The 22,556-nt window shown below is 69.1% G+C and carries 22 protein-coding genes; 11 read left to right on the top strand and 11 right to left on the bottom strand.

What is annotated here, in order from left to right; genetic code table 11:
- Positions 1-80 precede the first annotated feature (80 nt).
- Positions 81-1,418, bottom strand: a complete 1,338-nt coding sequence (locus ACWGJB_RS25045; RefSeq protein ID WP_453382337.1) for an MATE family efflux transporter — start codon at positions 1,416-1,418, stop codon at positions 81-83.
- A gap of 460 nt (positions 1,419-1,878) precedes the next feature.
- On the opposite strand from ACWGJB_RS25045, the gene dnaB reads away from it, so the two are divergent.
- Together dnaB and ACWGJB_RS25035 are read left to right on the top strand one after the other, a co-directional pair.
- Positions 1,879-3,354 carry a replicative DNA helicase gene (dnaB, locus tag ACWGJB_RS25040; RefSeq protein WP_453382336.1) on the top strand — a complete coding sequence of 492 codons (1,476 nt, stop codon included), beginning with the start codon at positions 1,879-1,881 and terminating at the stop codon, positions 3,352-3,354.
- A 55-nt stretch (positions 3,355-3,409) separates the two neighbouring features.
- A complete protein-coding gene (locus tag ACWGJB_RS25035) occupies positions 3,410-4,795 on the top strand; it encodes a serine hydrolase domain-containing protein (protein WP_453382335.1) in 1,386 nt (461 codons plus the stop codon).
- 67 nt (positions 4,796-4,862) lie between these two features.
- On the opposite strand, the gene ACWGJB_RS25030 is transcribed toward ACWGJB_RS25035, so the two are convergent.
- Together ACWGJB_RS25030 and ACWGJB_RS25025 are read right to left on the bottom strand one after the other, a co-directional pair.
- Positions 4,863-5,315 carry an N-acetyltransferase family protein gene (locus tag ACWGJB_RS25030; RefSeq protein ID WP_453382334.1) on the bottom strand — a complete coding sequence of 151 codons (453 nt, stop codon included), beginning with the start codon at positions 5,313-5,315 and terminating at the stop codon, positions 4,863-4,865.
- 9 nt (positions 5,316-5,324) lie between these two features.
- Positions 5,325-5,783 (bottom strand): MarR family winged helix-turn-helix transcriptional regulator, encoded by a 459-nt coding sequence (locus tag ACWGJB_RS25025; RefSeq protein WP_360480858.1) that lies wholly within the window; start codon positions 5,781-5,783, stop codon positions 5,325-5,327.
- A gap of 142 nt (positions 5,784-5,925) precedes the next feature.
- Here ACWGJB_RS25025 and ACWGJB_RS25020 point away from each other — a divergent pair, with 142 nt between their 5' ends.
- On the top strand, positions 5,926-7,134 hold the full coding sequence (locus ACWGJB_RS25020) for an MFS transporter (protein WP_453382333.1): 1,209 nt from the start codon (positions 5,926-5,928) through the stop codon (positions 7,132-7,134).
- Positions 7,135-7,252: 118 nt separating this feature from the next.
- Positions 7,253-7,672: a GlcG/HbpS family heme-binding protein gene (locus tag ACWGJB_RS25015; RefSeq protein ID WP_453382332.1), complete on the top strand. Its 420-nt coding sequence runs from the start codon at positions 7,253-7,255 to the stop codon at positions 7,670-7,672.
- A gap of 67 nt (positions 7,673-7,739) precedes the next feature.
- Here ACWGJB_RS25015 and ACWGJB_RS25010 read toward each other — a convergent pair whose 3' ends face one another.
- The gene (locus ACWGJB_RS25010; protein WP_453382331.1) at positions 7,740-8,606 is read right to left on the bottom strand and encodes a GNAT family N-acetyltransferase; all 867 of its coding nucleotides are present in this window, start codon (positions 8,604-8,606) and stop codon (positions 7,740-7,742) included.
- Between the two features lie 193 nt (positions 8,607-8,799).
- Between ACWGJB_RS25010 and ACWGJB_RS25005 the strand changes: the two genes are divergently transcribed.
- Positions 8,800-9,432, top strand: coding sequence for an HAD family hydrolase (locus tag ACWGJB_RS25005; RefSeq protein WP_453382330.1), 633 nt, complete (start codon positions 8,800-8,802; stop codon positions 9,430-9,432).
- Positions 9,433-9,715: 283 nt separating this feature from the next.
- Positions 9,716-11,194 carry a globin domain-containing protein gene (locus tag ACWGJB_RS25000; RefSeq protein WP_453382329.1) on the top strand — a complete coding sequence of 493 codons (1,479 nt, stop codon included), beginning with the start codon at positions 9,716-9,718 and terminating at the stop codon, positions 11,192-11,194.
- A gap of 4 nt (positions 11,195-11,198) precedes the next feature.
- Here ACWGJB_RS25000 and ACWGJB_RS24995 read toward each other — a convergent pair whose 3' ends face one another.
- The 5 genes from ACWGJB_RS24995 to ACWGJB_RS24975 form a co-directional block, all read right to left on the bottom strand.
- Positions 11,199-11,681 carry an NUDIX hydrolase gene (locus ACWGJB_RS24995; RefSeq protein WP_351695799.1) on the bottom strand — a complete coding sequence of 161 codons (483 nt, stop codon included), beginning with the start codon at positions 11,679-11,681 and terminating at the stop codon, positions 11,199-11,201.
- An 86-nt stretch (positions 11,682-11,767) separates the two neighbouring features.
- A complete protein-coding gene (locus ACWGJB_RS24990) occupies positions 11,768-12,673 on the bottom strand; it encodes a LysR family transcriptional regulator (protein WP_453382328.1) in 906 nt (301 codons plus the stop codon).
- Between the two features lie 230 nt (positions 12,674-12,903).
- Positions 12,904-14,052 (bottom strand): cystathionine gamma-lyase, encoded by a 1,149-nt coding sequence (locus tag ACWGJB_RS24985; RefSeq protein WP_453382327.1) that lies wholly within the window; start codon positions 14,050-14,052, stop codon positions 12,904-12,906.
- On the bottom strand, positions 14,049-14,540 hold the full coding sequence (locus ACWGJB_RS24980; RefSeq protein ID WP_453382326.1) for a low molecular weight protein-tyrosine-phosphatase: 492 nt from the start codon (positions 14,538-14,540) through the stop codon (positions 14,049-14,051). The genes ACWGJB_RS24985 and ACWGJB_RS24980 overlap by 4 nt, the downstream gene beginning before the upstream one ends.
- A gap of 7 nt (positions 14,541-14,547) precedes the next feature.
- Positions 14,548-14,925, bottom strand: a complete 378-nt coding sequence (locus tag ACWGJB_RS24975; RefSeq protein ID WP_360480882.1) for a phage holin family protein — start codon at positions 14,923-14,925, stop codon at positions 14,548-14,550.
- Between the two features lie 60 nt (positions 14,926-14,985).
- Between ACWGJB_RS24975 and ACWGJB_RS24970 the strand changes: the two genes are divergently transcribed.
- From ACWGJB_RS24970 to ACWGJB_RS24955, 4 genes are all read left to right on the top strand, one after another.
- Entirely contained in the window at positions 14,986-15,303 is a 318-nt protein-coding gene (locus ACWGJB_RS24970; RefSeq protein ID WP_351695789.1) for a cupin domain-containing protein, read from the top strand.
- A 169-nt stretch (positions 15,304-15,472) separates the two neighbouring features.
- Entirely contained in the window at positions 15,473-15,685 is a 213-nt protein-coding gene (locus tag ACWGJB_RS24965) for a DUF5326 family protein (protein ID WP_351695787.1), read from the top strand.
- A 211-nt stretch (positions 15,686-15,896) separates the two neighbouring features.
- Positions 15,897-16,685, top strand: a complete 789-nt coding sequence (locus ACWGJB_RS24960) for an IclR family transcriptional regulator (protein WP_453382325.1) — start codon at positions 15,897-15,899, stop codon at positions 16,683-16,685.
- Between the two features lie 99 nt (positions 16,686-16,784).
- Positions 16,785-17,222, top strand: a complete 438-nt coding sequence (locus ACWGJB_RS24955) for an SsgA family sporulation/cell division regulator (protein WP_351748159.1) — start codon at positions 16,785-16,787, stop codon at positions 17,220-17,222.
- A gap of 132 nt (positions 17,223-17,354) precedes the next feature.
- Here ACWGJB_RS24955 and ACWGJB_RS24950 read toward each other — a convergent pair whose 3' ends face one another.
- Positions 17,355-18,881 (bottom strand): YibE/F family protein, encoded by a 1,527-nt coding sequence (locus tag ACWGJB_RS24950; RefSeq protein WP_453382324.1) that lies wholly within the window; start codon positions 18,879-18,881, stop codon positions 17,355-17,357.
- A 241-nt stretch (positions 18,882-19,122) separates the two neighbouring features.
- Between ACWGJB_RS24950 and thiC the strand changes: the two genes are divergently transcribed.
- A complete protein-coding gene (gene thiC, locus ACWGJB_RS24945) occupies positions 19,123-20,943 on the top strand; it encodes a phosphomethylpyrimidine synthase ThiC (RefSeq protein ID WP_453382323.1) in 1,821 nt (606 codons plus the stop codon).
- Between the two features lie 108 nt (positions 20,944-21,051).
- Here thiC and ACWGJB_RS24940 read toward each other — a convergent pair whose 3' ends face one another.
- Positions 21,052-22,281, bottom strand: coding sequence for a serine hydrolase domain-containing protein (locus ACWGJB_RS24940; protein WP_453382322.1), 1,230 nt, complete (start codon positions 22,279-22,281; stop codon positions 21,052-21,054).
- Positions 22,282-22,556: the final 275 nt, after the last annotated feature.

The following is a 22,556-nucleotide window of genomic DNA, read 5'->3' as shown; positions in this document are numbered from 1 at the left end:
GTGCGGCGGGTGTTTCACGTGAAACGTGGCGGCTCGCGGTGTTTCACGTTTCACGTGAAACAGCCGGGGGACGGTGGCGGTCAGCGCGTTGCGCCGGTCACGATCCAGCGGCCCGAGCGGGTACGCAGCCAGAGGGTCAGCATCCGTGTGGCCATCATCAGGGTCATGGCTCCCCAGAGCGCTGTGAGCCCGCCGCCGAAGGCGGGGACCAGGAGCGCCACCGGGGTGAAGACTGCGAGGGTCACGACCATGGCCCCAGCGAGATACGGCCCGTCTCCCGCGCCCATCAGAACGCCGTCGAGGACGAAGACCACGCCGGAGATCGGCTGGGAGAACGCCACGATGAGCAGCGCGGGCAGTGCGATGTCCTTCACGGTCGGATCGCTGGTGAACAGCGGCAGGAAGAGCGGTCTGGCAGCCACCACCAGCAGGCCCAGGACGACCCCGGTGGCGATGCCCCACTGGACCATGCGCCGGCAGGCCTCACGGGCGCCGGCGGTGTCGCCCGACCCGAGATAGCGGCCAATGATGGCCTGCCCGGCGATCGCTATCGCGTCCAGGGCGAACGCCAGCAGGCTCCACAGCGACAGCACGATCTGGTGGGCGGCGATGTCGGCATCGCCCAGCCGGGCGGCCACGGCCGTGGCGATCATGAGGATGGCTCGCAGCGAGATCGTCCGGACGAGCAGTGGCGCACCGGCCTGTGCCGAGGCCCGTATCCCGGCGGCGTCGGGGCGAAGGGACGCTCCGTGCCTGCGGGCTCCCCGTACGACGACGGTCAGATAGACGGCCGCCATCCCGCACTGGGCGATGACCGTGCCCCAGGCAGAGCCTGCGATACCCAGTCCGGCGCCGTAGACGAGCCCGGCGTTCAGCCCGGCGTTGGCGACGAAGCCCGCGGCGGCGACGTACAACGGGGTTCGCGTGTCCTGGAGGCCACGCAGGACACCGGTGGCGGCGAGCACCATCAGCATGGCCGGGATACCCAGTGAGGAGATCCTGAGGTAGGTCGTCGCGTAGGGCGCCGCGGTGGCCGAGGCTCCGAAGATGTCCGCGATGCCGGGGGCCAGGGGCAGGGTGACAGCGATGACGCCGGCACCGAGCAGCAGCGCCAGCCAGATACCGTCCATGCCCTGACGGATGGCCGCCTGGAGATCGCCGGCTCCGACCCTGCGGGCGACGGCCGCCGTGGTGGCGTAGGCGAGAAAGACGAAGACGCTCACGGCGGTGGTGAGGAGCGCCGAGGCGACGCCGAGACCGGCGAGCTGCGCGGTGCCGAGATGGCCGACGATCGCGCTGTCGGCCATGACGAAAAGCGGCTCGGCGACGAGTGCGCCGAAGGCCGGGACGGCCAGTGCGACGATCTCTCGGTCGTGCCGCCGTCGGGTGGCCTCGGGGATCGCGGGAGCCTGTGACATGGGCACTAATCTAATCGTCCACAGGTAAGAGATGCAATTACATACTGACCCTTACTGAAGCTTGTGCGGGCCATGCTTTCGCGTATCGTTCGAAGCGATCTTGATCCGACTGGGAAAGTTTTTCTTCTGCACAGCCGGTGGACGGGAAAGCTGCAGGTCAGAGCCGATTGCGGAGAGAGATCGAGGGCTTGTTCACAGGGCTGTCCACCGCGTCGTGCACAGGTTTTGGTGGGTTCTCCACAGCATACGGGCCGTCGTCCACATGGCCTGTGGATAACCAGATTGGCTGACGGTGCCCGCGGGCCTACCGTGGTCCGGCGCTCGCTCCTCCTTTTGGCCTCGGAAACCTCACAAAACCGACGTGCACAGAACCGGAATGGGGCGCCTTGGTTTGTCAGTGCCGTGCCGTAGAAATGAGGCCACGGCGAGGTCCGCCGGGCGGACGGGAGGAGGTGACTCGGTGAGCATTTCCGAGCCCTTGGACGATCCGTGGGCCGAGGCCGGTCCCAGTGATCGTCTGCCCGCCTCCCGTGGACGCGGTGAGGGCGGCCGGGGTCGGGACGACCGGCACGACCGCGGCCGGGACAGCGGCGACTGGGACGGCGGAGGTGCCACCTTCGAGCGGGTCCCCCCGCAGGACCTCGACGCCGAGCAGTCCGTGCTCGGCGGCATGCTGCTGTCCAAGGACGCCATCGCCGATGTCGTCGAGATCCTCAAGGGCCACGACTTCTACAAGCCCGCACACGAGACGATCTACCAGGCGATCCTCGACATCTATGCCAAGGGCGAGCCGGCCGACCCCATCACCATCGCCGCCGAGCTCACCAAGCGCGGCGAGATCAACAAGGTCGGCGGGGCCTCCTATCTGCACACCCTCGTCCAGACGGTGCCGACGGCGGCGAACGCCGAGTACTACGCGGAGATCGTTCACGAACGGGCCGTGCTACGCCGTCTTGTCGAGGCCGGGACACGCATCACGCAGATGGGATACGCGGCCGACGGCGACGTCGACGAGATCGTCAACAGCGCTCAGGCGGAGATCTACGCGGTCACCGAGCAGCGGACCAGCGAGGACTATCTGCCGCTCGGCGACATCATGGAGGGCGCCCTCGACGAGATCGAGGCGATCGGCTCCCGCACCGGGGAGATGACCGGTGTGCCCACCGGCTTCACGGACCTGGACTCGCTCACCAACGGCCTGCACCCGGGCCAGATGATCGTCATCGCCGCCCGACCGGCCATGGGTAAGTCCACCCTCGCGCTGGACTTCGCCCGGGCCGCGTCGATCAAGAACAACCTGCCCAGCGTCATCTTCTCCCTCGAAATGGGCCGCAACGAGATCGCGATGCGTCTGCTGTCCGCCGAGGCCCGGGTCGCCCTGCACCACATGCGCTCCGGCACGATGACCGACGAGGACTGGACCCGGCTCGCCCGCCGGATGCCGGACGTCTCGGCCGCCCCGCTCTACATCGACGACTCCCCGAACCTGTCGATGATGGAGATCCGCGCCAAGTGCCGACGGCTCAAGCAGCGCAACGACATCAAGCTCGTGATCATCGACTATCTGCAGCTGATGCAGTCCGGGTCCAAGCGCTCCGAGAGCCGTCAGCAGGAGGTCTCGGACATGTCCCGAAACCTCAAGCTGCTGGCCAAGGAGCTGGAGGTCCCGGTGATCGCCCTCTCGCAGCTGAACCGTGGTCCAGAGCAGCGCACGGACAAGAAGCCGATGGTGTCCGACCTGCGTGAGTCCGGCTCCATCGAGCAGGACGCCGACATGGTCATCCTGCTTCACCGCGAGGACGCCTACGAGAAGGAGTCACCGCGTGCGGGCGAGGCGGACATCATCGTCGGCAAGCACCGAAACGGCCCGACCGCGACGATCACCGTGGCCTTCCAGGGGCACTACTCCCGCTTTGTGGACATGGCACAGACCTGATCCCCACCACTGAAATGAACTCGACGCAGGTCCGTCCACCGGGTGGACTGGGCGCATGACGACATTTCAGGAAGAGCTGCTGCCCGCCACCCGGCGGGCGCTGCTGCACCGGATCGCGGTCGCCCAGTTCGAGGGGCGGGCGCCGTCGCTGGTGGCGGCGGTCGTGCGCGGCGGGCGGACCGTCTGGCACGGGGCGCGGACCTCGGTGGAGGGACACGGGCCGGACGAGAACGTGCAGTACCGGATCGGCTCCATCACCAAGACGTTCACGGCCGTTCTGGTGCTCCGGCTGCGCGACGAAGGGCTGCTCGATCTCGGCGATCCACTGGAGAAGCACCTGCCGGGCACCGGCGCGGGGGAGGCGACGATCGCCGAACTCCTCGCGCACACGGGCGGGTTGGCGGCCGAGTCACCCGCACCCTGGTGGGAGCGTACTCCGGGCTCGCTGCGCCCGGAACTCAGTGATGTCCTCGGCGAGCAGCCCCTCCTGCACCCCGTCGGCCGCCGGCACCACTACTCAAACCCCGGCTACACCCTGCTCGGCGCCCTGGTCGAGGAACTCCGCGGCGCCCCCTGGGAGGAGGTGCTCCGGCGGGAGGTGCTCGAACCGCTGGGCCTCCATCGCACGAGCACCCAACCGCGGGCGCCGCACGCGGGCGGCTGGGCGGTGCATCCCTGGGCCGACGCGATGCTCCCGGAGCCACTGGAGGACCTCGGGCGCATGGCGCCGGCTGGACAACTCTGGTCGACAACCGGTGACCTGGCCCGCTTCGCGGTGTTCCTGGCGGCCGGCGACGACCGGGTCCTGAGCGCGGAGTCCGTAGGAGAGATGCGCATTCCGGCGGCTCCTGCCGAGCCCGCCGATGTGCTGGACGGCGCCACCTACGGACTCGGTCTTCAGGTCCAGCGCCGCGACGGCCGGCTGCTGGTCGGGCACTCCGGCTCGCTGCCCGGTTTTCTGGCCAGTCTCACCCTCAGCGTGGACGAGGACGTGGCGGCCGTGGTGCTCGCGAACTGCACCTCGGGCCCGCTGCTGTCCGTCGTTGGCGCCGACCTCGTCCGTATCGTCGCGGAGGCCGAGCCGCGCATTCCCGACCCATGGCGGCCCCTGGCCCAGGTCGAGCCGTCTGTTCTGGAGTTGGCGGGCCAGTGGTACTGGGGTACGCACCCCTTCGCGCTGCGGATGACGGCCGACGGGCTGGTCTCGCTGGGGCCGCTGTCGGGCGCCGGCCGCCGTGCACGCTTCCGGGCCAATGGTGACGGCACCTGGACCGGCCTTGAGGGCTACTACGCCGGAGAGCTTCTACGGCCCGTACGGCGGCCGGACGGCGCTGTGAGCCACCTGGACCTCGGTTCGTTCGTCTTCACGCGTCAGCCGTACGAGGAGACGGCTCCTGTCCCCGGCGGAGTGGACCCCGAGGGGTGGCGGGGGATCGGCTAGATGAGCCGGGGTGGTGTTTCACGTGAAACACCACCCCCGGAACGGGTGCACCATCAGCGCCTGATGGTCAGATCTCAAGCTTGAAGCCGACGTGCGAGTCGGTGAAGCCGAGCCGCTCATAGAAGCGGTGGGCGCCGGTGCGCGACGCGTCCGAGGTCAGCTGCACCAACTGGCAGCCCTGACGGCGAGATTCCTCGATCGCCCACTCGATGAACCGGGTGCCCAGCCCACCGCCACGTTCGTCCGCGTGGATGCGTACGGCCTCGATGATCGACCGCGTGGCGCCGCGTCTCGACAGTCCGGGGATGATCGTCAGCTGGAGCGTGCCGACGACGCGGCCCTCGCGTACGGCGACCACCAGCTGTTGGTTGGGGTCGGCGCTGAGCCGCTCCAGGGCGCTGAGATAGGGCGTCAGGTCGTCCGGTGATTCCCGCCGGGCGCCCAGCGGGTCGTCGGCGAGCATGCCGACGATGGCCGGGATGTCGTCGGCGACCGCGGCACGTATGTCAAGATCTCCCATGCCCGCAGCCTATGCGGGCACGTTCAGCGATTCCACGACCCGCACCAGGGGAGCCAGCTCCGGGTTCCTGGCCGCCTCGTCCAGGGCCTCGCGCAACGCGGTGTCATTGGTGGGGCGAGCCTCTTCGAGCAGCCGCAGCCCCGTCTCGGTGACGTTCGTGTAGATGCCGCGCCGGTCGGTCGGGCAGAGGTAGCGCTCCAGGAGGCCCCGGTCTTCGAGGCGCGTCACCAGCCGGGTGGTGGCGCTCTGGCTGAGGACGACTGCGTCGGCGACCTGCTTCATCTGCAGATGGCCCCCTTCGTCGTCATGCTGTCGGCTGAGGACATCCAGCAGGGAGTATTCGCGCACGCTCAGGTCGTGCTTCCCCTGAAGGGCGCGCTCGATGTGCGCCTCGATCCTCCCGTGGAGCAGGGAGAGAGCGCACCAGCCCTGGGCAAGGGCGGTGAGCGCGGGGTCTGTCGCTGTCATTGGCGTGTTCCTCCGTCCCGGAGCGGCTGACACCAGGATAGAGCAGGTTCGCAATATCCAGCGGTTGCATATAGCCCGCGCGTGCAATTAATGTGGACGCACGCTAAGCGCACCTGCAATCGTCTGGGAAGGTGTACCCCCCATGCCTCTCGCGCTTCTGGCCCTCGCGATCGGGGCCTTCGGAATCGGAACGACCGAGTTCGTGATCATGGGTTTGCTGCCCGAGGTCGCGGGCGATTTCGGGGTCTCCATCCCCACCGCCGGCCTGCTGGTTACCGGATACGCGCTCGGTGTGGTGGTGGGCGCCCCGCTGATGACCGTCCTGGGCACCAAGGTCCCGCGCAAGCGGATGCTGATGTTGCTAATGGGCTTGTTCATCGCGGGCAATCTGCTGTCTGCCGTCGCCCCTTCCGTCGCCGTCATGCTGATCGGCCGGGTGGTCGCCTCCCTCGCCCACGGCGCCTTCTTCGGTATCGGGTCGGTCGTGGCGGCCGAACTGGTCGCCCCGAGCAAGAAGGCCGGCGCCATCGCGATGATGTTCACCGGCCTCACCGTCGCCAACGTCGTCGGTGTCCCGCTCGGCACCCTGGTGGGACAGCACGTCGGCTGGCGTGTCACCTTCGGCATCGTCGCCGCCCTCGGCATCGTCGGGCTGGCCGGCATTGCCAAGCTGGTGCCCGAGCTGCCCAAGCCGGAAGGCGTGCGCCTGCGGCACGAGCTGGCCGCGTTCAAGAACACCCAGGTCCTGCTCGCCATGGCGATGACCGTCCTCGGCTTCGGTGGGGTCTTCGCGGCCATCACCTACATCGCACCGATGATGACCCATGTCGCCAGCTTCGCCGACGGCTCCGTCACCTGGCTGCTGGTCCTGTTCGGTCTCGGCATGGTCGGCGGCAACCTCGTCGGCGGCAGGTTCGCCGACCGCGCCCTGATGCCCATGCTGTACGTGTCGCTGGGCGCCCTGGCGGTCGTCCTCGCCCTCTTCACGGTCACCGCGCACAACAAGATCGCGGCCGCCGTGACCGTCGCCCTGATCGGCGCCCTGGGCTTCGCGACCGTCCCGCCGCTGCAGAAGCGCGTCCTCGACCAGGCGCACGGTGCCCCCACTCTGGCCTCGGCCGTGAACATCGGCGCATTCAACCTCGGCAACGCCCTGTCCGCCTGGCTCGGCGGCATCGTGATCGCCGCGGGCTTCGGCTATACCTCCCCCAACTGGGTCGGCGCCGCCCTCGCCGCGGCCGCCCTGCTCCTCGCCTTCCTGTCGGCCGCACTGGAGCGCCGCGACAGTGCCCCGAGCGCCGTGGCCGCCGGCCGTATGCCCGCGGCGCAGCGGGAGTCGGTCCACCACTGAGACGGTCGCAAGGCCACAGTTGCGGGTCGGCACCGACCGAGCCCTGCCCTGGGACGCAGGGCGCCTCCCGGCCCGCCCATGCCGTTTCCCCCAGCACCATCCAAGGAGAACCGCTCTCATGAGCACCACCACCGTCGCCCCGCTCACCATCCAGGACGCCGAGCTCCTGATCACCGAGGCCCAGCGCGCCGCCGAGGCCGCCGGGGTCACCGTCAGCGTCACCGTCCTGGACGCCGGGGGCCATCTGCTCGCCTTCCGGCGGGACGACCGCGCCGTGCTGATCTCCGGCGAGACCAGCACCCGCAAGGCCTACACGGCGCTCCAACTGAACAGCCCCACCGCCGACCTCGTCGACGCCGTCCAGCCCGGTGGGCTCTTCCACACCCTGCCCACGGCGCTCGACCGGCCCCTGCTCTTCATCGCGGGCGGTGTCCCCGTCCACCGCGACGGCCGGCTGATCGGCGCTGTCGGCGTCGGCGGCGGTGCCCCCGACCAGGACCACGGCTTCGCCACGGACGCCGTGCAGGCACTCGTCTGACCGCACCCCGATCCGCGCGGAACGCCGGCTCCCCCAGGGGGCCGGCGTTCGCCGTACCGGTGGATCCTCAGCCCGCCGCCACTGTCAGCGGCGCGAACCGCCGTGTCCAGTCTCCCGGCAACTCCGTGATGCCATAGGTCATCACGGAGTTCATGGCGACGGAGGCAAGCCCGTGCTCCTTCGCCCATGCCAGCAGTTCCCCGTGCCGGATGTCGATGTCGGTGCGGAGCGGGCGGTCGGTGTGGGCGGCGAGCGAGGCGAGGAGGGACTTCGCCGTCTCCGTGTCGCGGGCGATCAGCGGCCCGACGACATGAGTGTCCATGTTGGGCCACGCGGCCGCATAGCCGACGACCTGGCCGCCGTCCACGGCCACCCGCAGCTGGTCCGAGAACGCGGGCAGGCGGGCGATGAGAGGCGTGCGGTCGGTACCGAACACCTCCTCGTCCAGCCGCAGGATGGAGCCGAGGTCCTCGGCCGCGGCCGCCCGTGTCGCCACCCGGGGCTCGGGGCCGCCCGGAGTGAAGGGCCCGGTCAGCATCTCCGAGCGCCCCGTTGTCTTGAACCCCAGCTCCTCGTAGAGCGGACGGCCGTACGGCGTCGCGTACAGAGTCAGGGGAGTCGTCCCCATTGCCGAGACCATGTGGCGCATCAGCCGGCGCCCGACACCCTGACGGGCATGCCGTGCGGCGACCAGGACCATGCCGATCGCGCCGAGATCCGGGCGCTCCCCCGAGCCGTACTCCGTGATGACGCAGGCGGCGACCAGGCCTCCGCCGGGGTCGTCGATGCCGTATCCCTTTCCGGCCGTGAGGAGCAGGCGCCACTTGTGTTCCTCGCGTGGCCACCCCCGATCCTCGGACAAGTCCGCGCAGGCGGTGAGATCGCGTGGCGTCAGTCGGCGAATGGGCAGTGAGGCGACGGAAGGAGTGGGCACGCAGGTCAGGCTTTCCGACCGGCACCCGTGACGTCCACCTGTTTCCAGGTAGACGCACGCGGTTTTGGCCATGCCGTAGCCCCGAGCACGCCCCCTGGACAGACGGGGGACGTTTCACGTGAAACATCGCCCCACAGCCACTGCCCGAGATCTCCCGGGGGAGCGGTGATCCCTTCCCACTAGCCTCGGGGCCATGGCGCGACTTCATCTCTTCGATCTCGACGGCACATTGCTGCACGGCACCTCCGCCCCCGTCGAGATCTCCCGTCAACTCGGCCTGGAAGCTCAGACGGTGGAGCTTGACCGGGCGATTTCAGCAGGACGGATAGCTCCGCCGGAGTACGCGGCGCGCGTGTACTCCCTCTGGGCCGAGCTGACCGACGCGCATGTGGCCGCGGCATTCGACGGAGCGCCTTGGCTCGCTCGTATCCGGGATGTCTGGGCCGAGATCAGGGCAGCGGGCGAGTATTGCGCCGTGGTCTCGCTCTCGCCCTCGTTCTTCGTGGAGCGCCTACTGGACTGGGGAGCCCATGCTGCCTTCGGATCGCGCTTCCCGGCGGTGCCCTTCGTCGAGCCGGTGGACCCGGCGGGCATCCTTGATCCTGCGGCCAAGGTGACCATCGCCGACCGCCTGTGCGAGGAGTTCGGGGTCGGCCGGGCGGACTGTGTCGCCTACGGGGATTCGATGTCGGACAGGGAGTTGTTCTCCGTGGTTCCGGTGTCTGTGGCGGTCAATGCGGACGGACATCTCGCCGGTCTCGCGACGTACTCCTACACGGGACGGGATCTATGGGATGCCTATGGATTGGCGCGTGGCTCCCGGTAGTTGAGGGACCTTGTGGTTCGTCCGTTGTTGGATTCGTGGGGGAGACAGGGGGGACTTGTGTGCAGAGCGACGGCCGGTAGGGTCGACTCCGGTTCCCGTCCGGGATGAGACGCCCCGGCGGGAGTGACTGCGGTCCATGTCACACTTTCGCCTTACTTGTCCGTACGCGAAGGAAGCGCGGGTTCAATGTGGCCGTGTCGGCCACAGGCCGGACCGGGAAGAGCCAGCCGTCAACGGGGGAACACAAGCACCTTCCGAGTGAAGTGCGCAGACCGACCGAAAGATGTTCGAGGCGAGGCACACCATGGATGCTCCGACCACCACGTCGGCGGGCAACGACGGGGCCGGCGGAAGCAGCTGGTTCACGTCCCCCAGCAACACCCCGGTCGAGCCCGCCGCGGAACATCCGGTCGCGGCGCCGGGTGGATGGCAGGAAACGCCCCAGAGCCGCCCTCCCGCGTCCGCGGAGGCCCGGGAGCGAATACGGCCGACGGAGGAGCCCGCCCGCCTCCAGAACCCCGCCCAGGCTCCCCCCGCCGGGCAGCACGCGGCCCCCGGCCCCTTCACGCCCCCGGCCGGACAACCCGTGCCCCCCACCTTCGAACAGCGCGTCCCGCCGCAGCGCGCCGCACAGGCGAGTACGGACGCCTCCCCGGACGCGATCCGCATCCGCGGCACCATGGCCGAGGTCGGTCCGATAGCCGACAAGGTCACCTCGTACTTCTACGCACTGCTCTTCGTGCGCCATCCCGAACTGCGTTCACTGTTCCCGGCCGCCATGGACACCCAGCGGGACCGGCTGCTGAAGGCACTGCTCACCGCGGCCGAGCACATCGACAACACGCCCGTCCTGGTCGAGTACCTCCAGAACCTGGGCCGCGGCCACCGCAAGTACGGCACCCGCCCGGAGCACTACCCGGCGGTCGGCGAGTGCCTTATCGGCGCGTTGAGCAGGTACGCCTCGGGCATCTGGGACCCGGAGACGGAGGCGGCCTGGGTGCGGGCGTACACGACGATGTCCCAGGTGATGATCGACGCGGCGTCGGTGGACGAACTGCGCGCACCGGCCTGGTGGCATGCGCAGGTCGTCGCCCACGACCTCAGGACCGCGGACATCGCGGTGCTCACCGTCCGCCCGGACCAGCCGTACCCCTTCCTCGCGGGGCAGTACGCGAGCATGGAGACGCCCTGGTGGCCGCGGGTCTGGCGGCACTACTCCTTCGCCTCCGCGCCTCGCTCGGACGGGCTGCTGACGTTCCATGTGAAGGCCGTTCCGGCGGGTTGGGTCTCCAACGCGCTGGTGCACCGTGCCCGCCCCGGTGACGTCATCCGTCTCGGTCCCGCCGTCGGCTCGATGACCGTCGACCACTCCAGGGGCAACGGACTGCTCTGCCTGGGCGGCGGCACCGGCATCGCCCCCATCAAGGCGCTGGTGGAGGACATCGCCGAGCGCGGCGTACGCCGCCCGGTCGAGGTGTTCTACGGCGCCCGTACCGACCACGACCTGTACGACATCGACACCCTGCTCCGGCTTCAGCAGAGCCATCCCTGGCTCTCGGTCCGCGCGGTCGTCGACCAGCAGGCGCATCTGCAGCTCCCCGACGCCATCCGCGCCTACGGTCCGTGGAGCGAGTACGACGCCTATCTCGCGGGCCCGCCCGGCATGATCCGCAACGGTGTGCACGCCCTGCGGGACGTCGGCATCCCGGCGCACCGCATCAGGCATGACTCGGTCGAGGAACTGGTCGTGGTCGGCGACTGATCCGTCACCCGAGGTCGGGGGCGTGCATGGCCCGTACGCCCTCGATGTTCCCGTCCAGGTAGTGCCGCAGGGAGAGCGGTACGAGGTGCACAGAGGCGATCCCGACACGGGTGAAGGGGACGCGAACGATCTCGTACTCGCCGGCGGGCTCCTCGACTTCGGGGCCGTGCCGTAGGGCGGGGTCCATGGACTCCAGCCGGCAGACGAAGAAGTGCTGCACCTTCACACCGGTGGTGCTGCCGCTGTCGCCGATGTGTTCCACGGTGTCCACGAAGCAGGGCACCACATCGGTGATCTTGGCGCCGAGCTCCTCGTGCACCTCGCGGTGCAGGGCGTCGACGACAGTGGTGTCCTCCGGTTCGACCCCGCCACCGGGAGTGACCCAGTAGGGATCGACACCTGGTTTGGTGCGCTTGATCAGAATCAGGTCGTCGCCGTCCAGGAGAACGGCACGTGCGGTGCGCTTGACCACGGGTCGGACGGTCATGGGAGAAATGTGGCCCAGCTAGTTCCACGTGAAACATCGCGAAGCCCCACCGTACGGCTGTATCGCGTGAACCCCGCCTGATGAGCTCAGCCCCAGTCCACAGCCGCGTGGTGGAGCCACTCGTGTGCCCGCGCCACATGCGGCATGGCGAGCGTGCCGGTCCGTACCACCAGGAAGTAGGTCCGCAGCGGGGGTACCGCGGGCTCATGCAGCGCCATGACCTCACCGCGGTCCAGGGCGGCCGTACACAGATAGCGGGGCAGTACGGCGAGGCCCGCGCCCGCGACCGCGCAGGCGAGGACGGCACGTAGGTCGGGCACGACGACCGTGCCGGAGGTGGCCGGCAGGGCGTCGAAGACGGAGCCCCAGTAGCGCGAGACGAAGGGCAGCGACTCGTGGACCTCGACGACGGGCAGGTTCTCCAGGACCGGCGCGCCCTTGTCGCGTACCGTCCCGGTGCCGATCTCCTCGGCCCAGCGGGGGGCGGCGACCAGTACGTGCTCCTCGTCGCAGAGGGCCGTGGCGGTGAGCAGGGCACCACGCGGCCGGGCCGTACTGATGGCCAGGTCGTGGTGTCCGGCGGACAGACCCTCCAGGGTCTCCTCGGCGTTGCCGAAGGAGGCACGCAGCGCGAATCCCTGGCCGTCGTCGCCGGCGAGCTCCGAGAGGGCGGGCAGGGCTCGCTCGGCGGTGAACTCGGGCGGCCCGGCGAGATGCAGGGTACGTACCGAGGAGTCGTCGTCGAGGCCGCGTTCCGCTATCTCCACGAGCGCGTCGAGGTGCGGGGCGGCCTTGTGAGCGAGTTCGTCGCCGATGGTCGTCGGGGTCACCCCACGGGCCTGCCGCAGGAAGAGCGGACGCCCCAGCTGTCTCTCCAGAGTGCGGATCTGGGAGGTCACTGCCGGCTGCGAGAGCCCGAGCAGGGCCGCGGCGCGGGTGAAGGAGCCGGCCCGGTGCACGGTCACAAAGGTCCGTAACAAGGCCAGGTCCATCGTTCACCCTTCATTTCGCCCTGCCCCTCGCCGGCCCTCGGGGCAGGTTCCCAACTATAAATAAGTCGATAGGTCTCTGCCCCTACAGTGATTGGACACTGACGCAGAGTCAACTAGCCTTGGTCGCGCGGTTCTTGGCGCGCGAGAGCCGGGACGGTCCGAGCCACGAGGGGGGAGGTTCGGACCGTCCGTTATACGTAGTCGGGTCGGCGCGGGCGTCCGTAATCCGGTCACCGATCCGACTCGTCGAGCGCGCGGAGCACATCGGCCACCAGATCTTCGGGATCCTCGGCCCCGACCGACAGCCGGATGAAGCCCTCCGGTACGTCGTCCCCGCCCCAGCGTCGCCGCCGCTCGGCCGTGGAGCGCACCCCGCCGAAACTCGTCGCATCGTCGACCAGCCGCAGCGATTCCAGAAAACGCTCGGCACGCGCGCGTGTGGGCAGCGTGAAGGAGATCACCGAGCCGTAGCGCCGCATCTGCTGTGAGGCGATCTTGTGCGCGGGGTCGTCGGGCAGCCCCGGGTGGCGCAGCCCGGTCACGTCCGGCCGCCGGCGGAGCGCCTCCGCGAGCACCAGGGCGGTGGCGTTCTGGCGGTCCACCCGCAACTGGAGGGTGGCCAGGGAGCGATGGGCCAGCCAGGCCTCCATGGGCCCGGCGATCGCGCCGATGATCTTGCGCCACCGGCGTACGGCGGCCATGGCCTCCGTGTCGCGTCCGGCGACGTACCCCAGCAGGACGTCCCCGTGCCCGGTGAGCTGCTTGGTGCCGCTGGCCATGGAGAAGTCGGCGCCCAGGGCCAGCGGCCGCTGGCCGAGCGGGGTGGCGAGGGTGTTGTCGACGGCGACGAGGGCGCCACTCGCGTGTGCCGCCTCGGTGAGCCGCCGGATGTCGCACACGTCGAGCCCGGGGTTGCACGGCGACTCGACCAGCAGCAGCTTCGCCCCGTCCAGGACGTCGAGCTGGGCGTCGTCGGCGGTCGGCGCGGTGCGCACCTCGATGCCGTAGGCCTCCAGCTGGGTGCGGACCAGGGGCAGTACCTGGTAGCCGTCGGACGGCAGCACGACCGCGTCGCCGGCGCGCAGCTGAGAGAAGAGCACGGCCGAGATGGCCGCCATGCCGGAGGCGAACACCAAGGTCTCGACGTCCTCGCCGGGCGCCTCCAGCTCGCCGATGGCGCGCTCCAGATGGGTCCAGGTCGGGTTCTCGTCACGGCCGTAGGCGTACGGTCCGCTGACCTCGCCCGGCAGATGGAAGTGTGCGGCGAACACCGGGCCGGGCAGGGTCGGTTCGTTCTTGACCGGCTCGGGCAGTCCCGCGCGCACCGCGCGCGTGCCCTCACCCGTCACGAGGCCGGAGTCGGAGCTGGAATCGCTCATGCCGCCGTTCCTTCCACTTCGTCGCGTACCGCGGCGAGCAGGCCCTCGCTCGCCGCCTCCACCATCTCAAGACACTCCTCGAAGCCGTCAGGACCGCCGTAGTACGGATCCGGTACGTCGAGGTCGTCGGCGGCATCGGGGTCGTAGGAGCGCAGCAGGTGCACCTTGTGGGCGTCCTCCACTGTGGGGGCGAGGCGGCGCAGGGCCTTGAGGTGGCCGGAGTCGAGGGCGATCACGAGGTCGAGGCGGTCGAACCAGGACGCCTGGAACTGGCGGGCGGTGTGGTCGCCGTCGTAGCCGTGCTCCTGGAGGACGCGGACGGTGCGCGGGTCGGCGCCGTCGCCCTCGTGCCAGCCGCCGGTGCCGGCGCTGTCGACCTCGACACGATCGTCGAGTCCGGCCTCGGCCATGCGGGCGCGGAAGACGGATTCGGCCATCGGGGACCGGCAGATGTTGCCGGTGCAGACGAAGCAGACACGGTAGGTCATCGGGTGCTCAGTCCGTGTCGGGAAGGATCATGTTCAGGGCCCACGACACGATCGAGATGATCAGGCCGCCCAGGACGGCCGTCCAGAACCCCTGCACGTGGAAACTCAGGTCGAGCTTGTCGCACACCCACGACGTCAGCAGCAGCATCAGCGCGTTGACCACCAGGGTGATCAGGCCGAGCGTGAGGATGAACAACGGGAAGGTCAGGATCTTCACGATCGGCTTGACCAGGAAGTTCACCACGCCGAAGACCAGGGCGACCAAGATCAGCGTCCAGACCTTCTTGGTGGTGCTGTCGCCGGTCAGGGTGATCTTGTCGAGCAGCCACACGGCGACGGCCAGGGCGCCTGCGTTGGCGATCGTCTTGACTACGAAATTCTTCATGTGTCTGATCGTGGCAGACGAGATCAGATACGAGCAGTGGGGCGAGGGCGGACAACGGCGATGAAGGCATTCCGGCTGGACGAACTGGAGGCGGAACGCGCCGCCAACGACGGGGCCTACCTGCAGTTTCTGCGGGAGCGGAACATGTCGGTCGGCCTCTACGCCCTGAACGCGGGCGAGCAGGACCCGCAGAAGCCGCACAACCAGGACGAGGTCTACTTCGTCGTCAGCGGCCGCGCCGCGATCACCGTCGGCCTGGAGACCACGCAGGTGGCCCGGGGCAGTGTGGTGTACGTGCCGGCCGGGGTGGCCCACAAGTTCCATCACATCAGCGAGGATCTGAGGGTTCTGGTCGTCTTCTCTCCCCCCGAGGCCTGACCTTCCCCTCGGGGTTCCCTAGGGGAAGGGTCAGGGGAGGACAAGGGATCAGGGGCCCCCGGACGGCCCCCTCGCGGCTCTAGCATCGAGTGCAGGACATCGCATCGTGCGGCGCGCACGAGACCGACGGTACGTGCCGAAGCGCACGGGAAAGCAGAGGGCAGGGGCAATGCGAGAGATCTTTACGGGTCTGCCGTGGTGGGTGAAGTGGATCGCGGTGCCGGTCATCGCGCTGGTGGTGTTCGGTGGCCTGATCGGCTCCATCGTCGGCTTCCTGGCCTACCTGCTCTTCAAGTTGCTGATCTTCGTGGCGCTGGTCGGCGGACTGATTTACATCGTGCGGAAGTTCATGTCGAACTCCTCGTCGAAGAGCGACTGGTGAGAACCGTGGGAATCGGTGACCGGTAACAGGAGTCGCCGGTTCCCTCGGGGGAGGGAAGTTTTCCGCACGGGCCGACCGGGAGCGGTGGCGGACGGTTAGAGTCGCTGACCCCCTCGCGCTCCGGGAGTGACCCTTGGCCACGCTTGACGCCACCTCCGCACCCACGGAACATCCACCACCCCCCACCCAACGCCGGTCCGGCACACCTCCCGTGCAACGGCCGGCCACCCCGTCCGATCCCGCACAGCCGCACTCGGCCACCCTCATCGGCTCCGTGCAGCGTGCGATGCGCCTGCTGGAGTGTGTCGCCGGACACGAACACGGCGCCCCCGCCAAACAACTGGCCCGCGAGACCGGCCTCGCGCTGCCCACCGCCTACCACCTGCTGCGCACCCTGGTCCACGAGGGCTATCTGCGCCGCGACAAGGGGCTGTTCTTCCTCGGTGAGGCCGCGGAGCGGCTGAGCAGCAGCGGGGCGCAGCAGAAACGTCGCAGCGTGGTGGTCGACACCCTCGCCCACTGGCGGGATTCGATCGGTGCGCCGGTGTACTACGCGATGTACCGGGACGGCGAGATCGAGGTCGTGTGCGTCTCCGACTCCCCGAGCACCCCGGCGGTTGAGGAGTGGGCCGACTTCCGCGAGACCGCGCACGCGCACGCGATCGGCCAGTGTCTGCTCTTCCAGCTGGACGAGAACACCCGCCGTGACCATCTCGACCGCTACCCCCTGCAGGCCCTCACCCCGTACACGGTCCGCGACAGCCATGCACTGCTGCGACGGCTGGAGCGGACGCGGCGGATGGAGCCGTTGGTGGAGCGCCAGGAGTACGCGCTGGGCACGGTGTGCGCGGCCATCCCCATCACTGTCGGTACCACGGCGGCCACGGTGGCCATCTCCCTCCCCCTCCACCAGGCCGACCGGCTGCTGCCCGCCGCACGCCAGTTGCAGGCGGAGGTGGGTCGGCATCTGGGATCCCTGGCGATCGCTATCAGTATCTGAAAACTCACTCCTTGTGATCTGCTGTGTACGTTCAGCAAGATTTGACCACCATCAAAGGGATAAAACCCGGCCAGTCGGTGTCATATGACGGGGTAGGCGATGCGCGAGTCCGTACAAGCAGAAGTCATGATGAGCTTTCTCGTCTCGGAGGAGCTCTCCTTCCGCATCCCCGTGGAGTTGCGCTACGAGACCTGTGATCCGTATGCGGTGCGGCTCACCTTCCATCTGCCCGGGGACGCGCCGGTGACCTGGGCCTTCGGCCGTGAGCTGCTGATCGACGGGGTGGGCCGGCCGTGCGGGGAGGGCGATGTGCATATCGCCCCCGCCGACTCCGAGGTGCTTGGCGAGGTCCTGATCAGGCTTCAGGTCGGTGGCGACCAGGCGGTGTTCCGGTCCTCGGCACCACCGCTGGTGGCCTTTCTCGACCGTACCGACAAGCTGGTGCCGCTGGGCCAGGAAGGTGCGCTCGCCGACTTCGACGCCCACCTCGACGAGGCTCTGGACCGCATCCTGGCCGAGGAGCAGAGCGCTGGCTGAAGCGTTACGGCACGGGGTGCGAGCCGCTCCGTCGAGCCGCGTGAGGATGCGCAGGAACGCTTCTGCGCGTCCCTGGGCGGGCGGCGGACCGCTTCTCCTCGTGCGGACCGTCATGTGCCGCCCGCCGTGCCCTCACCGCTTCCGGCGCCGCCCTCGCCCGCCACGCGCCGGGGCCTCCACGGACGCGACCGTCGCCGTGCCCGGCCGGTCGGCCGACACCACCAGCGCCGCGAGCAGCGTGGTGACGGGTACCGAGGCGACCAGGCCGATCGAGCCGACCAGCGTACGCACGATCTCCTCGGCCACCAGCTCGCTGTTGGCGACCGTCGCCACGCTGCTCTGCGCGATGGAGAAGAGCAGTAGCAGTGGCAGTGCGGCGCCCGCGTAGGCCAGGACGAGGGTGTTGACGACGGACGCGATGTGGTCGCGGCCGATTCGGATGCCCGCCCGGTACAGCCCGCGCCAGCCCATCGTCGGGTTGGCCTCGTGCAGTTCCCAGACGGCCGAGGTCTGGGTCACCGTCACGTCGTCCAGGACACCGAGTGAACCGATGATGACGCCGGCCAGCAGCAGACCACTCATGTCGATCGACGGGTACAGGCCGTGGATCAGGCCGGTGTTGTCGTCGGTGTTACCGGTGAGCGCGGCCCAGTCGATGAACTCCGAGCCGAGGACACCGATCAGGCACAGTGAGACCAGCGTGCCGAGCACCGCCACCGAGGTCCGGGCCGACAGACCGTGGCACATGTACAAGGCGATCAGCATGATGGCGCTCGACCCGACCACCCCCACCAGCAGCGGATTCGAGCCCTGCAGGATCGCCGGCAGGATGAACAGGGTCAGCACCATGAAGCTGACGGCGAGTGCGACGAGCGCCATCACACCGCGCAGGCGGCCCACCACGACGACGGCGAGCGCGAAGATCCCGGCCAGCAGCGCCATCGGGAACTTCCGGTTCACATCGGTGACCGAGTACTGCAGGTCCTTGGGCGCCGAGGGCTCGTAGGCGACCACGACCTTCTCGCCCTCGTCCAGCTGACGTGACTGGTCGGGCTGCACGATCTCGGTGAAGGTACGGCCCTTGTCCTTGCCGGTGTCGACCCGGACCGTGGCCTTCTTGCAGGTGCCGTCCTCCTCCTGCTTCGCGGAGCTGCCCTCGGCGGTGGAGGTGTCGCCGGTCGAGCTGCCCCCGGAGGCGTTGACCGACTTACAGCTGACCGAGACGACCTGGGTGACCGTGGCCTGCTGCGTCTGGCGGTCGAAGCCGACGCCGGTGCGCTCGTGCGCCGGGGCGCCGCCGGGCCACAGCACCACGAGGCCGACCACGACCGCGGCGGTGAAGGGGATGAGGATCGCCGCGATGACCTTGCGCAGATGCTTGGAGACCGGCGCGGCCGGGCCATGGCTGTGGCTGTGCGAGTGACCGTGCCCGCCGCCTGCCCCGGAGCCGCCCTGGCCGGGTCCCCGACCGGGCGGGTGGCCGTGGGCATGGCCGTCGTCGTGACTGTGGGTGGGCCCCTGGTCGTACGGGTGGCCCTGTCCGTGGTCGTGTGCGTCACCGGCACCATGGCCCCCGTGGCCGGTTCCGCCGCCCTGTGCGGCACCGTTGCCGCGCCTCGGGTCGGGGGGCGGATAGGGGTGCTGCTGTGTCGTGGTCACCGCCCGATCATCGCAAGAACGGCAGGGGCCCTCTGTTCACCGCGCCCGAATTGACGCTAGCGTGGAGGCACCTTTGCACACGCGGGAGCTCGGAGCACCGGGCTGAGAGGGCGCTGACCTCCGTATTCGCGATGTTTCACGTGGAACGAGTGATGTTTCACAGGAAACGCCGCCCGACGGAAGCCGCTGCGTCGACCGCCGAACCTGTTACCGGGTAATGCCGGCGTAGGGAGTAGGTCTCATGACCAACAAGGACGCACGCACGCCTGCCTTCAGTCAGGACGAACAGCCCATTGCGGGTGAACCGTCCACAGAGGCCGGGAAGTCCATCGGCTGGCACAAGGGGTATGTCGAGGGTTCGCGCCCCGACCTTCGGGTGCCGGTCCGTCAGGTGCATCTCACCAACGGGCAGTCGGTCACGCTCTACGACACCTCCGGCCCGTACACCGATCCGCTCGTCGAGACCGACGTCCGCAGGGGTCTGCCGCCGCTGCGGGAGAACTGGATCATCGCCCGCGGGGACACCGCCGAGTACGCGGGCCGCACCGTCCGTCCCGAGGACGACGGGGTCAAGCACACCTCGCCGCGTGGTGGGCTGCGCAACCTGGACGCGGTCTTCCCAGGCCGCCCGCGCCAGCCACGTCGCAGTCGGGACGGCGAGGCGGTCACACAACTGGCCTACGCCCGCCGGGGTGAGGTCACCCCGGAGATGGAGTACGTGGCCATCCGCGAGAACGTCTCCCCCGAGGTCGTCCGCGAGGAGATCGCGGCGGGACGGGCTGTGTTGCCGGCCAACGTCAACCACCCGGAGATCGAGCCGATGATCATCGGCAAGCGGTTCCTGGTGAAGGTCAACGCCAACATCGGCAACTCGGCGGTGACTTCCTCGATCGAGGAGGAGGTCGAGAAGATGACCTGGGCGACCCGCTGGGGCGCCGACACGGTCATGGATCTGTCCACCGGGCGCAACATCCACACCACCCGCGAATGGGTGCTGCGCAACTCCCCCGTCCCCATCGGCACGGTGCCGCTCTACCAGGCCCTGGAGAAGGTCGACGGCCGGGCCGAGGAGCTGACCTGGGAGATCTACAAGGACACCGTGATCGAACAGGCCGAGCAGGGTGTGGACTACATGACCGTCCACGCGGGTGTGCGGCTGCCGTATGTGCCGCTCACCGCCAACCGCAAGACCGGCATCGTCTCGCGCGGCGGCTCGATCATGGCGGCCTGGTGCCTCGCGCACCACAAGGAATCGTTCCTGTACGAGAACTTCGAGGAACTCTGCGAGATCCTCGCCGCCTACGACGTCACGTACTCGCTGGGCGACGGCCTGCGCCCCGGCTCCATCGCGGACGCCAACGACGAGGCCCAGTTCGCGGAGTTGCGTACGCTCGGGGAACTCAACCGGATCGCCAGGCGTTTCCATGTACAGACGATGATCGAAGGCCCGGGCCATGTCCCGATGCACAAGATCAAGGAGAACATCGACCTTCAGCAGGAGATCTGCGATGAAGCTCCGTTCTATACGCTCGGCCCGCTGACCACGGACGTCGCGCCGGCGTACGACCACATCACCTCCGGCATCGGTGCCGCGATGATCGCCTGGTGGGGCACGGCGATGCTGTGCTACGTCACGCCCAAGGAGCACCTGGGTCTGCCCAACCGGGACGACGTCAAGACCGGCGTGATCACCTACAAGATCGCCGCCCACGCGGCGGACCTCGCCAAGGGCCACCCGGGCGCGCAGGAGTGGGACGACGCGCTGTCCGACGCCCGCTTCGAGTTCCGGTGGGAGGACCAGTTCAACCTCGCCCTGGACCCGGACACGGCACGCGAGTTCCACGACGAGACGCTTCCGGCGGAGCCGGCGAAGACGGCCCACTTCTGCTCGATGTGCGGGCCGAAGTTCTGCTCGATGAAGATCAGCCACAGCATCACAGAGCGGTTCGGTGGGGCGGCGGCTGAGGGGGCGTCTGCCGAGGAGGTCGTGGAGGGGATGCTGCAGAAGTCGAAGGAGTTCGCGGCGAGCGGGAACCGGGTGTACCTGCCGATCGCGGACTGACATCGACCGCCGGCACGCTGCACCGGGAAACCGGCAACGGCCCCGGGTGTAGCGCGCCCGCCCTGGTCGGCGATCGGCGACGGCTGTGCGCCCAGAGGACGAATCCGCCTAGCTCGTCGCGGGCTTGTCGCACAGGGCGTGGTCGACGAGGGCGCCCGTCGCCCGGTTGAGGGCGGCAAGATCCGGCGGCGCGGTGGTGGTGGTGATGGAGACGGTCACCGCGCGTTTGCCGTCGGCGGTCACCGCGGGGCGGGTGTTGACGCCCGCCCCGTCGCCCTCGTGGGTGTAGGAGAAACCGCCGCAGGAGAGCGGGATCCTGCGCAGCCCGAGACCGTAGGTGCCCTCGGGCATCTCCGCCACGTCCTCCGGGTCGTCGGTCCGCTGGACGGTCCGCCGCATCTCGCGCCACTGCTCGGCCGGCAGCAGCTTCCCACCGGCCAGCGCCCGGAAGAAGGTGTTCAGGTCGGCGGTGGTGCTCACCACACCGGAGTCCGCGGTGTGCTGGAAGCTGTGCTCGGTGACGTCGAGACGCTTGCTGTCGGCGGCCGTCAGGTACGCGTTCACGTGCGGGTCGGGCAGGTAGGGGTCGAGCCCGGGAACGGAGGTGTTCCGCAGTCCCAGTTTCGCGATCACCCGGTGTTCGACCAGTGCGTCCCAGGGTGCGCCGCCGGCCTTCTCCGCGACCATTCCGGCCAGCAGGTAGTTGGTGTTGGAGTACGCCCATCGGGTGGCCCCGCCCGGCTCGGGCACGAATACCGGCCGGTGCTTCATCGCCACCGCGACCAGGGCGGCCGCCGGGGTGGCGTCGTAGCGGTTCTCGTCGAAGTGGTTGATCAACCGGTCCTGGATCTCCGGGTCGTCGATGTAGTCGTACAGGCCGCTGGTCTGGCGGAGCAGGTCGCGGACGGTGATACGGCTGCCGTCGTTGCCGTTGCCCGCGACGACGCCGGGCAGCCAGTGTTCGACGGTGTCGTCCAGCGACAGCCGCTTCTCTGCCACGAGTTGCAGGACCACGGTCGCCACGAACGTCTTCGTCGTGCTCGCCACGCGGAAGTGAGAGTTCCACGGGATCGGGGCCGAGGAACCGGCCGTCCGGGTGCCGATGCGTGCCATGAGCGGCGCACCGTTCGTTCGGTCCACCCTGGCCAGCACGTTCACATCGCCGCCCCCGGCCTTCCGTACGGCTGCCAGGTCCTGCCGGAGCGCGTCCTGGTCGTAGGGGTGCCTTGCGGCCGTGTGCCCGGCGGTGGCGGCGGTCGCGACGGCGGGCGAGCCCAGCGCGAGCAGCGTTGCTGCCAGCACGGCGGCCCTGGCCTTTTTCGACAACGGCATCTGCATGTTCGAATCCCCCGGTGCTCTGCGTCCTGGTCGGTGACGATCACCAGCCAACCGGATCCGGAAGCGCCAGAGGATGGGACTGCCCTCCGAATGAGGGGTGTACCTAGCCCCCTTCGCCGTCACCCACCGAGGACGACGCATTCGTGTGGACCGGGTGTCCGGCCTGGGCCCCCCGCCCGGGGGGCCAGACCGGGTTTTGTCGGGGGGGTTTCGGGCCGCCCGAAAACGGGGGTGGGTTTTACCGGGGGGGTTTAAAAGGGCGCGCGGCAGGGGTG

The organism is Streptomyces sp. NPDC054813 (genome assembly GCF_053611365.1).
This window is presented reverse-complemented; position numbering and strand designations above follow the sequence as displayed.

Bases quoted from the DNA above. Each gene is read 5' to 3' on its own strand.
- ACWGJB_RS25045 (WP_453382337.1), bottom strand. From the start codon at position 1,418: ATGTCACAGGCTCCCGCGATCCCCGAGGCCACCCGACGGCGGCACGAC.
- ACWGJB_RS25035 (WP_453382335.1), top strand. From the start codon at position 3,410: ATGACGACATTTCAGGAAGAGCTGCTGCCCGCCACCCGGCGGGCGCTG.
- ACWGJB_RS25030 (WP_453382334.1), bottom strand. From the start codon at position 5,315: ATGGGAGATCTTGACATACGTGCCGCGGTCGCCGACGACATCCCGGCC.
- ACWGJB_RS25025 (WP_360480858.1), bottom strand. From the start codon at position 5,783: ATGACAGCGACAGACCCCGCGCTCACCGCCCTTGCCCAGGGCTGGTGC.
- ACWGJB_RS25020 (WP_453382333.1), top strand. From the start codon at position 5,926: ATGCCTCTCGCGCTTCTGGCCCTCGCGATCGGGGCCTTCGGAATCGGA.
- ACWGJB_RS25015 (WP_453382332.1), top strand. From the start codon at position 7,253: ATGAGCACCACCACCGTCGCCCCGCTCACCATCCAGGACGCCGAGCTC.
- ACWGJB_RS25005 (WP_453382330.1), top strand. From the start codon at position 8,800: ATGGCGCGACTTCATCTCTTCGATCTCGACGGCACATTGCTGCACGGC.
- ACWGJB_RS25000 (WP_453382329.1), top strand. From the start codon at position 9,716: ATGTTCGAGGCGAGGCACACCATGGATGCTCCGACCACCACGTCGGCG.
- ACWGJB_RS24995 (WP_351695799.1), bottom strand. From the start codon at position 11,681: ATGACCGTCCGACCCGTGGTCAAGCGCACCGCACGTGCCGTTCTCCTG.
- ACWGJB_RS24990 (WP_453382328.1), bottom strand. From the start codon at position 12,673: ATGGACCTGGCCTTGTTACGGACCTTTGTGACCGTGCACCGGGCCGGC.
- ACWGJB_RS24985 (WP_453382327.1), bottom strand. From the start codon at position 14,052: ATGAGCGATTCCAGCTCCGACTCCGGCCTCGTGACGGGTGAGGGCACG.
- ACWGJB_RS24980 (WP_453382326.1), bottom strand. From the start codon at position 14,540: ATGACCTACCGTGTCTGCTTCGTCTGCACCGGCAACATCTGCCGGTCC.
- ACWGJB_RS24975 (WP_360480882.1), bottom strand. From the start codon at position 14,925: ATGAAGAATTTCGTAGTCAAGACGATCGCCAACGCAGGCGCCCTGGCC.
- ACWGJB_RS24970 (WP_351695789.1), top strand. From the start codon at position 14,986: ATGAAGGCATTCCGGCTGGACGAACTGGAGGCGGAACGCGCCGCCAAC.
- ACWGJB_RS24965 (WP_351695787.1), top strand. From the start codon at position 15,473: ATGCGAGAGATCTTTACGGGTCTGCCGTGGTGGGTGAAGTGGATCGCG.
- ACWGJB_RS24955 (WP_351748159.1), top strand. From the start codon at position 16,785: ATGCGCGAGTCCGTACAAGCAGAAGTCATGATGAGCTTTCTCGTCTCG.
- thiC (WP_453382323.1), top strand. From the start codon at position 19,123: ATGACCAACAAGGACGCACGCACGCCTGCCTTCAGTCAGGACGAACAG.
- ACWGJB_RS24940 (WP_453382322.1), bottom strand. From the start codon at position 22,281: ATGCAGATGCCGTTGTCGAAAAAGGCCAGGGCCGCCGTGCTGGCAGCA.